Genomic DNA, 14,296 nt, shown 5'->3' with positions numbered 1-14,296 from the left:
TAAACTTTGTCCTGCCACCTGTCCCCGTTTCAACTGGTAAACCTGTAGCCATTAACTGGCGATACAACTTCCATCGGGTAGAATTGACGGCAGCCGCATCCAATTGGGGACGTTTGGCTTGAGCTAATATTCGTTGGAGAACATCCGCACTCTACTATCATCGGCTCTCAGTTTAGGGAACTGCTGCCGTTAGCGCAAGCCGGAGTGCTGATTGAGCCGGATACCTACCCCGATGTGCAGATGCGAAAGGGTGGGTATGAGGTGGCGGAATACGAATTTATCCAAGGCGATCGCACATTAATCTTACAAATCTCTGGAAGCTGTACGGGAGTCGCCGAGGACAAGGTAGCTGTACTGACAATTCGTGATATTAGCGATCGCAAACAGACTCAAATCGCCCTGGCTGACAGGGAGTTCAAATTTCGCAGCATCGTTGAAAACACTAATGACATCCTGGTTATCCTTACCCCAGAAGGAGTCATTCGCTATATCTCCCCCAACATCATCAATCTAACTGGGTACACAGCGACTGAAGTCGAGAGTCAATCCTTTGAACCCTTTGTCCATCCTGATGATGTCCACCAACTTTGGCAAGCCTTCAACCAAGTCGCCAGCACAGGTGAAAAACTATCCGGTATTGAACACCGAGTTAGAGATAAAGATGGGAGTTGGATATGGCATTGTTGTAACATCTCAGCCTTTGAAGATACTCCTGGCAATTGGCTGATCGCGATCGTGGGATGGGATATCACAGCACGCAAACAAACAGAAGATGCTCTCAAAACCTCCCAAGCTAGACTTAATCCGATTCTCAGCCATACGGCGGCTTCTATTATTTGAGGATGATATTAACCTGCTTAAACTAGTCGGAGAACTCATTGCGATTGGTTGGGCAAGACATAAAGCAGAAGAAGCACTTTTAGCCCAGGATAGCCAAAGTAAAGACATCCAAACCTCAACGAGTGGGGGAGATGAGGCAATACTAACGGCTGATGACTTGGCGGTAATGCCTGCGGCGTGGGTGGCTGAACTTCATCAAGCGGCAATTGAAGTCGATTCTGACCGAATTGTTCAATTGATTGAGCAAATTCCGGACTGTCATGTTGCTCTAATTGAAGGACTTACTCACTGGGTACATAATTTTTGTTTTGATGAAATTATTGAACTCATTGAATCTATTAATTAGAGGTTGCTAGCCTTTATTACCCCCTTTTTCCACGGCGATTGAAATCGCTGCTACACTGGCCCTTTCGTCCGCCTGCGCGGACTGGGTTATAACGGGGGTAGCGTTCCCCGGATTTGGTATCAGGTGAGGAATGTAGAGGCTTAGCACGCTACCTCTGGGATCTCAAAGAAGGGACTAATCCGGGAAGGCGAATCCGGTTCTGGGATCGCGGATAAACAACCCAAGCACTAAAGAGTCCATCACCGTGTCCCAGACGGGGTTCAGGCGCTCTGCATCGTCTACCCAGTAGTCAAATGTAATTAAGCATTGAACTCCAGAACCTAAGCCAATACAGATGCGGGAATAGGCGTCGCGGTTTTCGTGAGGGTCAATAAATTTGAATTGAGTCCAGACAATGCGGGCGGTTTGGCGCTTCAGTTCAATAATTTCGCCCTTCTCAGTTATATTCCGCTCATCATCTCGAACGACTCGCTTTAATAAAGAAACTAAGGGAAATTCAGCCCAGTCGCCTGGGGGGAGTAGATTATAGGACGCTTCTAAGCGACAATCATCGTTGGGTGGCTTGTTGTCCAGAAACCGAAATGACTTGGTATCCGGTTCAAAATGCCAATCTTCGGGAACGTCAAAGCGCAATGCTCCTCGCCCTGCTACGAAGATCCGATGTCCTGGCTTAGATGTCCAGTTGTGGTCTTCTTTTAGCTCTAGGGTTTCTTTGATCCATTGGAGATTGTGTTTTTTGCGCTTAGCCATAGCCGCTCGCCTAGATGAAAACCAGATTTAACCTAATTATGAAAGATGGTAACACTATCTCCGGCTTCTAGAGATGGTGTGCTACGTTTCTATCCCATTTCCCTCCCTGGATGGAGGTGAGGCAAAACTGATACGGTTAAGCACTAGCCGAAAGACCCCGAAATCCTTATTCTGGATTAGTGGCGGTGAGTGCGAATGATCAGTGCTGAGGACAAGTAACTAATGGGACGAATCTTTATTTCTGCCGGACACGGAGGAATTGAACAAGGGGGGCGCGATTTAGGCGCGATCGCAGGAGGTACAACGGAAGCTCAACAGATGATTCTGCTGCGGGATCAGATTGTCCCAGAGTTGCGATCGCGTGGCTTTGAGGTTCTCTCTGTCCCGGATGACTTGAGTTCAGCCGAATCAATCCAATGGATGAATGCTCGTTATCGTCCTGGCGATGTGGCGCTGGAAATTCATGCTGGTTCTTCCCCCAATCCCAGTGTCCGAGGGGCTACGGCTTACTACATCGCCAATAACACCGAACGCAAAAATCATGCTGAACTGATCCTACTCGCACTACTGCGACGCCTTCCCCAATTGCCGAACCGAGGGGCGAAGCCGGATACGGCGACAGGGATGGGTTTTCTGTCCTTTACCCGCGATACTTTTCTCCCCTCACTGTTAATGGAGGTTGGCTATCTCACCAATCCAGAGGATCGCTTTATTATTCAAAATCGCCGCCGCGAGATGGCGTTAGGGATTGCTGACGGACTAGCGGCGTGGAGTCGGGCGGTTTCGGGAACGGAACCGGGAAATGGAACGGATGTTACCTATCCCCCCATTAATATCACTATTAATAATCAAACTTATGGAGAGCAAGGCATTATTGTTAATAACAATGCCTATATTCCCATTGACTTAGCCGACCGCTTGGGTGTCGATTTAACCACCATTCCAGGTATTCGCCGTCTCCAATATCGGGGAGTGGTTTACGTTAAAGCGATTGAATTGCGAGACTATAATATTGCAGTCGGTTGGGATGCGGCGACACGCACGGTAATTCTGCGCTCAATTTTACAAATTTGTCCGGGTCAAATTGACAGAATTATGGCACATGGGAATACGTCAGAGGTGCAGTTAATGATGTTCCTCAAAGCCAATAATGAAGACGCCCTCGCTCAGTTTCCGGACTTACCCAAGCTTTACCGAGAAGAAGCCGCCATTGAAGGGGTTAATTATGATATTGCTTTTGCTCAAGCCATGGTGGAAACGAACTTCCTCCGTTTTGGTGGTGATTTGAAACCTAGTCAAAATAACTTTGGCGGCTTAGGATCAGTCGGTGGTGATCCGGAGGGGGCGACATTCCCTAGCGCCAGATTAGGAGTTCGCGCCCATATTCAACAATTAAAAGCCTACGCTAGTTTAGAACCTTTGGTACAAGAAGTAGTCAGTCCCCGGTTTCGCTTTGTCACTCGTGGGATTGCGCCGCTTGTCCAGCAGCTGAGCGGACGTTGGTCAGCTGATTTGCAGTATGGCGATCGGATTATGGCTGTTCTCAGACGTCTCTACGAATCAGCCGGTTTTTTCTAAGACTAAAAGCTTAAGAGTTTTAGACGGAAGCTCTTAGCCCGGAGTTCAAACTCCTCATCGGGTGTCGGGGATTACTGCCAAAAAGGGGATGCACCCAATACATTATGACCAATCTAAAACTTTAGTCACCTCCTTAGTTAACGTCATTGGATCAAAGGGTTTAGCAATAACTCCAGCAATACCTAACTGATTAAATTGAGTTATTTCGTTGTTAAATACTTTTGCCGTGAGTAAAATTACAGGGATTTTTTTAGTGCTGGGAGACTTTTGCAACTCTTTAAATAGGGTCAACCCATCCATATCCGGCATCATCACGTCCAAGAGAATCGCATCAGGTTGTTCAGTTTGGGCTAAGTTTAGTCCCTTCTTGCCAGATTCAGCCGTGATCACTTGCCAATTGCCAATCGTTTCGAGGCAAGCTTGGATGACTAAGCAAAGGTTAGGTTCATCATCAATGACCAGGATACATTTGGTAGACATAAATCAAAATAGTTGTGAGGTTGGATTGTGTAGGAACGGATTTAATGATTATTCTTTTTTTTGCTCTAATCTTATTAAACCCGCCCCTACAATTGACCCGTCACAACCTTCGAGGGTATGCTTATGAATGATCACTTATTACTTGTTTCCTCCTGATTAACTCTCTCAATTTGACGAGCAAAATGGGTTTCTTGATACTGCAACGACTGGGCTAAGACTAGACCATTTTGAAAAGCGTCTAAGGCTTGATCATAGTTGTTTTGGGCGAGATAAATCTGACCCATTTGATCATAAGCCTGCATCAATCCATAGTAATTGTAGGACTGTTGTTCCACAATAATCAAGGTTTCGTAAACCTTGAGGGCATAGTCGGGTTGGTCGTAAGATAAATAGAGTTGGGCTAATTTTTCGAGTGCATCACTGGCATAAGCAAACTGTTGCGATGACCAAGCGAGTGCATAAGCTTCCTGGTAGCTTCGAGAGGCTTGTTCGGGTTGATTCAGGGCTTCGTAATCAGCACCAATGGCAACTTTCAGGGCGGGGATTTGAGTATAGTTTTCTTGGTTGAGGTAACTGTCTACTAACCGTTCCTTGATCCGCAGGGCGTTTTCGGGTTTCTGGGATTGCTTATAAATGTTGATCAGTTCTTGTAGATAGTTAACCTCCGCCACGCGATCGCGCCTTGCTTGGGCTATTGCTAATAATTCCTCATAAATGGCAGCGGCTTGGGGATAGTCAAACCAAGCCAAGTGAAGTTGGGCGATTGTTTCTAAGATTTCGGCTTGAGTTTGCAGATCACCTTGTTGACGAGCATCGGCTAAAATTTGCTCATAGATAGCTAGGGCTTGTCTGGGAACTCGTACTTGTTGATAGGCTTGACCTAATGCGCCTAAAAGTTCTGGATCTAAGTCTCCTTCTTCCTCAGCATTTTGCTGAATAGTTTCTAAGCGTTTGGTAATCAACTGTACTTGGGATTTCCCATTCCTACTCCAGGCAATTTCGCCCACACGCCCTAGGGTTTTGACTTCTTCTAATCGTCCCCCAAGGACTCGTCGTAAACGAATTTCTCGATACCAGATATCAAACGCATCTTCTAAATTTCCCGCCCTGAGTTCGGCGGCGGCTTGATTATTCAGTTGATCGAGGGCTTCACCCAGTCGGCGGCGTTCTAAGGGGCTTAAGGGGCGCTCTACGGGGGGATTGGGAAGCAGAGGATCAGCGGTGGTATCTAGTTCTAGAGGATTGGGTGGATTCGTTTCGGCGGGTTGGGCTAATGTTCCACCACTTAACCCTACCCAGAGCGCTGCTATGCAAAAGAGTAGTTGAACTTTTCTCATTAATTTAATCTGTATAAGATGCAACACGGTTTTAAGTTAAACCGCCTTGGGTTTCAACCCAAGCACCCAAAAGCTCAAGTCAGAAGAGAGCTAACTGGATATGGATTTCAGTCCCCAAAGCCTGGACTTGAGCTTTGATCCTAGGGCTTACTACATTAAAGGCTTTTAACCCGTGAAAACAGGTTTTAGCTTTAAGAGGAGAACTTTAGTTCAGGGCTTAAGTCTCGATTTCTGATTCAATATCATCAATCTTTCACGGCTAGATACCTCGTCCATAGTCAAGCTATGGGTGGGGTAGTTGACTTTATCTGCCAATGTAATGACCATTGACGCTTAAAATCAATTTAGAGTTTCAGACGGCTGTGTACTTAATTTGCCCATCTAAACGGGCAAGATGGCTAAAGCAAGCCCCTACCCTAAGACTTTTGACATTTCTTATGATTGAGCATATAACACAAAATTTCCTAAAAATCAAGCTCCTTCGCCCCTTATTATCTCGACTCTTAGTCGTTGCGATCGCGTTGTTGACCCTGTTGACGACTAGCTGTAGTCCCTCTACCGCTAGAACCGCCGAACAGCGGACGTTTCTGGATTTATCCTTGGACTTTTTGGCTATGTACCAACTTGCCAAACCGATGATGTTTGAGGATACTCCCGTCGGCGGCTTATCCGCCCTCACCTATGATCGAAATCGCGATCGTTTTTTGGCACTGTCTGATGATCGGTCAAATCTCGCGCCCGCCCGATTTTACACCCTAGCGCTGAATATTAACCGCGACTCGGCAGGAGAGATTGGCATTGAATCCGTCACCGTGGAGGATGTAACCATCCTTAAAGACGAAAACGGCAAATCCTATCTCCCAGGAACCATTGACCCCGAAGGAATCGCCCTGTCGGGTAAAGGGGGCGTATTTATTTCAACTGAAGGGGTTCCCAGTCGGGGAATTGAACCCGTTATTCAAGAGTTTGACCGCCAAACGGGACAACCGTTACAAAGCTTGCGAATTCCTGATCGTTTTCTCCCAAATAATAATACGCAAGAGGAACAACTTCCCCGTGGCGTACAAGAAAACTTAGGCTTTGAAGCCTTAACCTTAGAGCCGGTTACGTTAGCGGTAGCCAGTGGCGATCCCTTTCGCCTATTTACAGCCACTGAATCCGCCTTAATTCAAGATAGTTTACCCCCAGATTCAGATGACGTTCCCCGAATTCGGCTACTGCATTATTTAATTAGCGACATTGCCCCACCCCTGCTGGTAGCGGAACATTTGTATCCACTGGCTCCCGCCCCGAAAGGGACGATTGATTATGGGTTATCGGAATTAGTGGCATTAGATACAGAAGGTCACTTTCTCAGTTTAGAACGGAGTTATGGGTTGTTGGGACTCAGCGCCCAAATTTATCAACTAACGCTGGGTGGGGCGACGGATACCTCTAATATTGCCAGTCTCAAGGGGGATATTTCTCGCCTTGATCCGGTGAAGAAAAAATTGCTGCTGGATTTGAGTACTTTGGGAATTTATGTAGATAATCTGGAAGGGATGACCTTGGGTTCACGGTTGCCAGATGGGAGTCGGAGTTTGGTATTGGTTAGTGATGATAACTTTAATGACGCCCAGGTGACGCAGTTTCTTTTGTTTCGGTTAAATAAAGGATAAAGAATCATAACCACCTCGACGACTCTTGAGAGTTAAATGTAAGCCCGGTGAACTTTGACTCGCTAAAGACAACAGTTCACACCCGCTATTCTCTTCCCTCTCTCTTGACTTTTTGCTCCCGGAGCAATATCATAAGAGATTAAGTAGAGTAAGTCAGCTTAATCCAGTCCTTCACTGAGAAACCAATTTGAGTAACAAGGTGAAGCTGGAGCGGGGGAACCAAATTTTGGGGCATATCTCAGACTCGAAACCCGAGTAGAGAGGGACAACTCTCAGTCCTAGCCCGTCAGCTAACTCCGTAGGCATTGGGAGGAGACTGAAGAATCAGCATTTTTAGGAATGTCTCGATCTCATCAGTTTCAGGCGCTGGTACTGCTCAATTTTTTGTACCTGCTTTTTGAAGTTGAGGCTTTGTCCATGTCGTTTCAGTTCAGCTTTGCGGAAATTTGTTGCTGGTGGATGACGAATGACCATCCTCACAGTTAACTTTAATTGTCCCCACCTACTTAATGTAATAAAAGCAACCACATTAGCCCTTTCGTAGAGACTTTTATTAGAAGTCTCTATTAACTGCTATAAATAGACCTAGGTTGTAGTAGCGTGGCACACCTAATTTAATGGATTAGAATTACGTCCGGAAACTGTAGGGGCGCAAGCTTTGTCATCTCCCGTGCAAAAAAAGTGAAACATCCTTTGTCCTCCCCCCTCGCAGGGGGGAATGAGGGGGGTAGGGGGAAACGTTCCCTCCCGGTTCTGGGGTAGCGTCAAGGTATTGCATTCTGTCTGAGCTTAAGTTGACACCAATGAAGGTTTGCGCCCGATTCAATAGGAAAATCCATTCTACAATTTTAGCTGTGTCACGCCAGTAGGCATGGGGTTGGTTTTTTCTACCCAATCTGCTTTTGTTACCCCCTTTATCCTTTGGGTACTTTTTTCGTTGAACATCTTCCCCTTATCCACTTCAATCATGAGGGAATTTATGGAAACTTGGTCTCAGATTATTGCATTTTCAACTTTTGCCGGTGTCATTATCTTAATTATGACTGAATGGATGCACCTAACAATTGCGGCTTTTTTGGGTGCATTACTGCTAATTTTTATCCACATCATGACCCTGAATGAAGCCGTTGAATATATCAGTCAGAGTTACGAAACCCTGGCTTTATTCTTTGGTGTAATGGTTCTGGTACGGGCATTTGAACCGACTAAACTATTTGACTACTTAGCCACACAAATGGTCGTATTAGCGGGAGGAGAAGGAAAGCAACTTCTGCTAGGGATTGTCGCTATTACTACCCCGATTTGTGCCATGTTGCCAAATGCGACAACGGTAATGTTATTAGCTCCGTTACTGCCACCCTTAGCACAGGAAATTGGGGTAAACTTCGTGCCATTACTCATTTTAATGGTGCTGGTGGCTAATAGTGCTGGATTACTCACACTTGTCGGTGATCCAGCAACATTTATTGTAGGAGATGCCGTCAATATCAGCTTTATAGACTACTTAATGCAGTTGAGTTTAGGTGGAGGAATTGCCGTTGCTGTAATTGTCGTTATGCTGCCCTTCTTATTCCCAAAAACTTGGCAGAAAAAGCTGGATAATTTGAATCAACTGCCCCACCCGAAAATTCAGCATCCTAGAGTTTTAATCGCTGGGGGGTTTATCATGGCTTTTGTGCTGGTATTTTTTGTGGTAGGAGACTCACTGCCTATTCCAATTTCCCCAGCGGCTGTCGCTTTGATGGGAGCGGCGTTAGCGTTACTGTTGGCTCACCATAGCAAGATTGATACTGTTAACAACATCTTACGGGATGTAGACTGGAGTACCTTGCTATTTTTTATGTCTATTTTTGTGATCATTGGTGGACTGGAAAAAACGGGTATCCTCAGCGGTTTATCCCGGCTACTCGCCGTACTATTGGGACAAAATATTTTCCTCGGTTCACTCTTACTACTTTTCTTGGTTGGTTTACTCTCCAGTGTTGTTCCCAATATTCCTCTAGTCGTGGCAATGGTGCCACTGCTTAAACAGTACCTGGTTAATGTGGGTTTTGTGGGAGCAGATGTCCTATCTCCCACCTTTGAGGGTCAATTTCCCCCAGAAGTACTACCCCTTTTCTATGCCATGATGTTTGGTGCTACCTTGGGAGGGAATGGCACACTCGTTGGTGCCTCTTCCAATATCGTGGCGGCGGGTATTTCGGAACTCCATGGACGCCGGATTTCTTTTAAAACCTTTTTAGGTTACGGCGTACCTGTAATGGTGATACAACTAGTAACGGCAGCTTTATATATTACAATTCGTTTTTTCTTGTAGCTTGGTTTTTTGGGCATTATTGTGTTGTGGTGGAGACAAGGCAAATGATAAATGACGTAGCTTGCTTCTGGTCGGGAAGCAAGGATATTGGGTATTATTACCTTTATTGTCGGATTAATCTACCTGACTCTCGCCGCACCCCGACTTCTGCCCGATCGCAAACCGTCTACGCGGGATTTAGTTGCCCAAGACTATGGTCTTAATGATTATGTTAGTGAAGTTGTGATCACCCCGACAAATGCACCTAAAATTTACTCAAGACATTGAGTCCCTACTCAGCCGATTAACCCATCAACCCCTAACGCTAAGAGATATTCTCACAGAAACTTCTGAGCGAGGATTCAGCTTAGTCATTGGCTTATTAGTTTTACCCTTTTTGTTTCCCATGCCTCCCGGAGCATCAAGTGTATTAGGATTAGGCTGCTTAGTGTTATCCGTGCAAATGGCTTTGGGACGGCGAAAACCGTGGTTACCTAGAAAAGTTGCCAACTTTCGATTTCCCCCTAGCCTGAGTTTAAAACTGCTAAAAAATTTGAAGCGAGTGATGAGGGTGCTGGAAAAAATTGTGCGTCCTCGTTGGCTAAACGTAGCAGAAAGTCCTAAAATTTGGCGCTGGAATGGGTGTTGTATGACCTGGCTAGCCGTGCTACTGATATTACCGTTTCCTTTCACGAATCCGATGCCAACCGCCGCGATTTTGTTATTGGTTGTTGCCACCTTAGAAGAAGATGGTTTGCTGATGTGTGTGGGGTATGGACTAACCGCTTTAGTGACTCTAGTTTTTGCTTTTATTGCTTATGCACTCTGGCAAGGCTCTCATTTACTGCCTATTTCATTTTGAATAAATAAAGGATAATATATAATTAGAAAATAAACCTAAACCTTACTTGTCACGGAATTTAAGAAAGCTTTATCCTGCGATTGATAAGGCTTTTACTCCTCCCCATTTTGGGAAAATACTATCCCTTTCAGAAATCAGGTGTCTCGTTTTTTGGTTTGATTTTTCCCTAAACGTTTTTACCTTAGACTAATCGCCACCAACTATGTCATTTCTTACACCCTCATCTGCCGCTTCGAGTCCTCTTCCCGATACCACTCAACCCTGGCATACCCTGGACATTGAGCAGGCACTAGAACGTCTAAAAAGTGACCCCGAAAGGGGTTTAACCCCCGCACAAATTGCCCAGAGGCAGCAGCACTATGGGTTAAATGAATTAACAGAAACAGGGGGGCGTAGTCCCCTGGCAATCTTATGGGATCAGTTCACGAATATCATGTTAGTGATGCTGATTGCCGTAGCCATCGTGTCAGGGGTACTGGATTTAGGAAATGGGGTGTTTCCCAAAGACGCGATCGCGATTCGTTCCCATACTCAGCTAACCGTGCAACTCAATCCCTTCTCCAATCCCTACGTTATGAGTGCTGTTACCTTGACCACTGCATTACAATTAATGCTAATTTATGTGGCTCCCCTGCGGGATTTCTTTGGCACTCACTGGTTAAGTCCTCTAGAACTTTTGGTTTGTTTTGGTTTCAGTGCTTTAATGTTTGTTTGGATTGAACTGGAAAAACTAGTGATTAACTGGTTCAGCATTCGGAAAACGGCGATAGGGTAACCGGAAATGTAAGTCGTCAGACCTAACTAAACGGTACTGTATCAAGACTGAAAAAAACGCTTTTCACCTTGACCCCTAGTAGAAACGTTCCGCCGGAACATCTCTACAAAAGGGGAAATTCCGAGTTGGCAATATTCCGTTTAAGTCAGTGCCATTCAACCTAAAATACCTTACTATTGTGTATCTGGCTCAACACCTAACTGCTTCAGCCGACGCTCTAGTTCCGCCACTCGTTGTTGCGCCAGTTCTCGTTGTTGTCGTTCGGCTTCAGCCTGTTCCTGCGCCAGTTGAGCCTGTTCCTGCGCCAATTGAGCCTGTTCCTGCGCCAGTTGAGCCTGTTCCTGCGCCAGTTCTTTGTCCTGTTTTTCTTGCTCGGCTCTTTCTTCGGGAGTGGGAATTAATTGCCCCTGGGGACTGAAAAACCGCAGCTTTGATTCATACACCCCCACAAACAAATCTAGCTGCTGACTCCACAGCCACTCTTGGTCATTTGGCTCTATGGGTTGATAAGTTCCTCTAACTAGGCAGAATCCTTGGAACTCCAACGTGTCGGGGTGAAACCAGAAATATTCTGGCGTGCGAAAGGTGTCTTGGTAAAGCTGTTTCTTAAATCCCTTATCAACGTTAGCCGTGCTATTAGAAAGCAATTCAATAATGACATTCGGATATTTCCCCTGTTCAGCCCAGAGTACCCAACTTTTGCGGGGTTTATTTTCTGTACCCAGAACCACAAAAAAATCAGGTCCGCGAAAGTCCCGCGTGGTAATATGTTCGGGACTGAAATAAATCGTCAAGTTGCCCGTAGTATAGAAGTCCGTGCGCTCTCGCCACCACCACTTCAGACAAGCCAGCAACAGCTCTATTTGATCGCGATGCAGGTCACTTTCCAACGGCGGTTCATCACTCCATAAATCCGAGGGTGGAATGATTATATCCTCTACTTCAGTCGATATCGTTAAACTTGCTGCCGCCTCGGAATTTTGAGTAAAGGTCATGATGATGGTTAAGGGGCAAAATGGCTACCTCTAGTTTAATCCCAAATCTCAAATTATTTGTTAAACAGCAAGTTTCCGAGCTAATCCTTTCAACTGTGCGATCGCCACTCAACAGGATGGGGTAAGAAAAGTTCCCTTGTCCTCGCCGAACCTTGCTACCCTAAAAATAGGAATTCCCCCATCCACCCAAGCCCACGGCAGCAAGCGTGCAGAGAACGAATATATGAGTATTAAAGACAAACCGCAATCGCCACACGGGCGCCAGATTGCTCTTATTCTATTGATTCTGGCAGGTGTATCCTTAGTGGGATACTTGTTTGTACCCAAATCCCCTCGGTTTCCCCTGGTTCCCTATAGCAAATTTCTCGACCAACTCGACGACGGAAAAGTTGCACGGGTTTCGGTGGGGGAAGAACAAGTGATTTTTCAGCTTAAGCCAGCCCAAGATCCACTCCAAGCCACTCAAGACTTGCTGCAAGCCGCCCAAGATCCACTCCAAGCCACTCAAGACTTGCTGGAAACCCCACAACAGCCTTTAGAGACGGCGGAAACACCTGAGCTGGACACACCTGAGAATCCGTTAAATCCGACACCTGAAGATCCACTCAACCCCGAGGAGGAACTGCTCAATGAGAATGAGCAAACAGGACAAATCTATGCTACGCTGCGAATCGATGATCCGAATTTGGTGAACAATCTTCAGGAACAGGGGATTGAGTTTTTTGCCGCACCGCCGCCGAAAAATGGTTGGTTACTGAGTCTGTTAAGTTGGGTAGTTCCGCCGCTAATCCTCGTCGCCGCCTTTCAGTTTTTCCTGCGCCGCAGTGACAGAGACACCGAAGGTGCGCTTTCATTTAGTAAAAGCAAGGCAAAAGTTTATGTGGAAGGGGAATCGGCTAAAATTACCTTTGCTAATGTGGCTGGGGCGGAGGAAGCCAAGACAGAATTAGTGGAAATTGTCGAGTTCCTGCAAAATCCCGATCGCTTTACCGCAATTGGGGCGCGAATCCCGAAAGGGGTGCTGTTGGTGGGACCTCCGGGAACAGGGAAAACACTCTTGGCAAAAGCCGTGGCTGGGGAAGCGGGGGTGCCTTTCTTTAGTATTTCCGCATCGGAGTTTGTGGAACTGTTTGTGGGAACCGGCGCCGCCCGGGTGCGGGATTTGTTTGAGCAGGCAAAAAAGAAAGCTCCCTGTATTATATTTATTGATGAATTGGATGCGATCGGGAAATCCCGGAGTAGTGGGAATTTCCATAGTGGCGGGAATGATGAACGAGAACAGACGCTCAACCAATTGCTGACGGAGATGGATGGGTTTGCGGCTGGGGATGCGACGGTAATTGTTCTGGCGGCGACGAACCGCCCTGAAAGCTTAGATCGGGCATTGTTACGTCCCGGACGCTTTGACCGTCAGGTATTGGTTGACCGTCCTGATTTAGCTGGACGCAAAGAGATTTTAACGATTTATGCCCAAAAAGTCAAATTGGGTGAGGATGTGGATCTGCACGCGATCGCAACTCGTACTCCTGGGTTTGCTGGGGCTGATTTAGCCAATCTGGTCAATGAAGCCGCCCTATTAGCCGCCCGCAAGCGCCAAGAAACCATTGCTCAAGCCGACTTCGCCGAAGCCATTGAACGAGTCGTGGCGGGGTTGGAGAAGAAAAGCCGGGTTCTCAACGATGTCGAGAAGAAGATTGTCGCCTATCACGAAGTTGGTCATGCTTTAGTCGGTGCATTAATGCCAGGGAGTGGTAAAGTGGCGAAAATCTCAATTGTGCCACGGGGAATGTCTGCTTTGGGATACACGCTACAACTACCCACAGAAGACCGTTTTTTGATGAATGAAGCGGAACTCCGGGGTGATATTTCCACACTTTTGGGGGGACGCGCCGCTGAAGAAATTGTCTTTGGCAATATCACAACGGGGGCGGCTAATGATTTGCAACGCGCCACCGAGTTAGCTGAACGCATGGTGACGACGTATGGCATGAGTAAAGTTTTGGGCCCTTTGGCGTATAATCAGGCTCAAGGTAATAGTTTCTTGGGCAATAATGGAGGAAATGTACGCCGGAGTTTGAGTGATGAAACGGCAAAAGCCATTGATGGTGAAGTTCGAGAAATTGTGGAAATGTCCCATCAGAAAGCCTTAGCGATTATCAATCATAATCGTGATTTACTGGAACAAATTGCTCAACAGATATTAGCAACGGAGGTGATTGAAGGGGAAAATTTACAAAATCTGCTGCAACAAGTGCGTCCGGTGGATAATTTTGTAGCGTTAGAGGCTAATCGTTTAGCGTCATAGAATAGTTTTGAGTTTTGACCCAACGCACTCGCTAGTCTGGCAGGGTGCGTGAGTGTGTAGGGGCGGGTTTTACT

General features: G+C 46.4%; 13 protein-coding genes, 3 pseudogenes and 1 riboswitch. Of the genes and pseudogenes, 11 read left to right on the top strand and 5 right to left on the bottom strand.

The features are described 5' to 3' along the window. Window positions 1–142, bottom strand: a pseudogene (locus ACLGGO_RS25315) (RNA-guided endonuclease IscB); the annotation flags it as partial. Window positions 143–204: 62 nt separating this feature from the next. Between ACLGGO_RS25315 and ACLGGO_RS25310 the strand changes: the two are divergent. Both ACLGGO_RS25310 and ACLGGO_RS25305 read left to right on the top strand, forming a co-directional pair. After that, the gene (locus ACLGGO_RS25310) at window positions 205–840 is read left to right on the top strand and encodes a PAS domain-containing protein (RefSeq protein WP_446421346.1); all 636 of its coding nucleotides are present in this window, start codon (window positions 205–207) and stop codon (window positions 838–840) included. After that, window positions 773–1,186, top strand: coding sequence for a hypothetical protein (locus ACLGGO_RS25305; RefSeq protein ID WP_446421345.1), 414 nt, complete (start codon window positions 773–775; stop codon window positions 1,184–1,186). Before ACLGGO_RS25310 ends, ACLGGO_RS25305 begins: the two co-directional genes overlap by 68 nt. Window positions 1,187–1,360: 174 nt before the next feature. On the opposite strand, the gene ACLGGO_RS25300 is transcribed toward ACLGGO_RS25305, so the two are convergent. Further along, window positions 1,361–1,936 carry a hypothetical protein gene (locus ACLGGO_RS25300; RefSeq protein WP_446334091.1) on the bottom strand — a complete coding sequence of 192 codons (576 nt, stop codon included), beginning with the start codon at window positions 1,934–1,936 and terminating at the stop codon, window positions 1,361–1,363. A 222-nt stretch (window positions 1,937–2,158) separates the two neighbouring features. Between ACLGGO_RS25300 and tftA the strand changes: the two genes are divergently transcribed. Next, window positions 2,159–3,514: a hormogonium tapered terminus morphoprotein TftA gene (gene tftA, locus ACLGGO_RS25295; RefSeq protein ID WP_446334090.1), complete on the top strand. Its 1,356-nt coding sequence runs from the start codon at window positions 2,159–2,161 to the stop codon at window positions 3,512–3,514. 102 nt (window positions 3,515–3,616) lie between these two features. Here tftA and ACLGGO_RS25290 read toward each other — a convergent pair whose 3' ends face one another. Further along, a complete protein-coding gene (locus ACLGGO_RS25290) occupies window positions 3,617–3,994 on the bottom strand; it encodes a response regulator (RefSeq protein ID WP_446334089.1) in 378 nt (125 codons plus the stop codon). 131 nt (window positions 3,995–4,125) lie between these two features. Continuing rightward, window positions 4,126–5,331, bottom strand: a complete 1,206-nt coding sequence (locus ACLGGO_RS25285) for a tetratricopeptide repeat protein (RefSeq protein ID WP_446421344.1) — start codon at window positions 5,329–5,331, stop codon at window positions 4,126–4,128. A 326-nt stretch (window positions 5,332–5,657) separates the two neighbouring features. Here ACLGGO_RS25285 and ACLGGO_RS25280 point away from each other — a divergent pair, with 326 nt between their 5' ends. The 7 genes and pseudogenes from ACLGGO_RS25280 to ACLGGO_RS25250 form a co-directional block, all read left to right on the top strand. Then, window positions 5,658–6,989 carry an esterase-like activity of phytase family protein gene (locus ACLGGO_RS25280; protein ID WP_446421343.1) on the top strand — a complete coding sequence of 444 codons (1,332 nt, stop codon included), beginning with the start codon at window positions 5,658–5,660 and terminating at the stop codon, window positions 6,987–6,989. A 187-nt stretch (window positions 6,990–7,176) separates the two neighbouring features. Beyond that, a riboswitch (cyclic di-AMP (ydaO/yuaA leader) is annotated at window positions 7,177–7,309 on the top strand. 19 nt (window positions 7,310–7,328) lie between these two features. Continuing rightward, entirely contained in the window at window positions 7,329–7,475 is a 147-nt protein-coding gene (locus tag ACLGGO_RS25275) for a hypothetical protein (protein ID WP_446421342.1), read from the top strand. A gap of 493 nt (window positions 7,476–7,968) precedes the next feature. Further along, a complete protein-coding gene (locus ACLGGO_RS25270) occupies window positions 7,969–9,306 on the top strand; it encodes an SLC13 family permease (RefSeq protein ID WP_446421341.1) in 1,338 nt (445 codons plus the stop codon). 87 nt (window positions 9,307–9,393) lie between these two features. Then, the gene (locus tag ACLGGO_RS25265; RefSeq protein ID WP_446334084.1) at window positions 9,394–9,573 is read left to right on the top strand and encodes a hypothetical protein; all 180 of its coding nucleotides are present in this window, start codon (window positions 9,394–9,396) and stop codon (window positions 9,571–9,573) included. Further along, entirely contained in the window at window positions 9,545–10,147 is a 603-nt protein-coding gene (locus ACLGGO_RS25260; RefSeq protein WP_446421340.1) for an exopolysaccharide biosynthesis protein, read from the top strand. The genes ACLGGO_RS25265 and ACLGGO_RS25260 overlap by 29 nt, the downstream gene beginning before the upstream one ends. Window positions 10,148–10,349: 202 nt before the next feature. Further along, window positions 10,350–10,604: pseudogene (locus tag ACLGGO_RS25255) on the top strand (cation-transporting P-type ATPase); the annotation flags it as partial. Between the two features lie 51 nt (window positions 10,605–10,655). Continuing rightward, window positions 10,656–10,922 (top strand): annotated as a pseudogene (locus ACLGGO_RS25250) (cation transporting ATPase C-terminal domain-containing protein); the annotation flags it as partial. Between the two features lie 173 nt (window positions 10,923–11,095). On the opposite strand, the gene ACLGGO_RS25245 reads toward ACLGGO_RS25250, so the two are convergent. Continuing rightward, entirely contained in the window at window positions 11,096–11,917 is an 822-nt protein-coding gene (locus ACLGGO_RS25245) for a Uma2 family endonuclease (protein WP_446421339.1), read from the bottom strand. Window positions 11,918–12,140: 223 nt separating this feature from the next. Here ACLGGO_RS25245 and ftsH point away from each other — a divergent pair, with 223 nt between their 5' ends. Further along, a complete protein-coding gene (ftsH, locus tag ACLGGO_RS25240) occupies window positions 12,141–14,222 on the top strand; it encodes an ATP-dependent zinc metalloprotease FtsH (RefSeq protein ID WP_446421338.1) in 2,082 nt (693 codons plus the stop codon). Window positions 14,223–14,296: the final 74 nt, after the last annotated feature.

This window comes from Coleofasciculus sp. (genome assembly GCF_046565525.1).
In the GTDB taxonomy this organism is placed as follows: Bacteria; Cyanobacteriota; Cyanobacteriia; order Cyanobacteriales; family Coleofasciculaceae; genus Coleofasciculus.
This window is presented reverse-complemented; position numbering and strand designations above follow the sequence as displayed.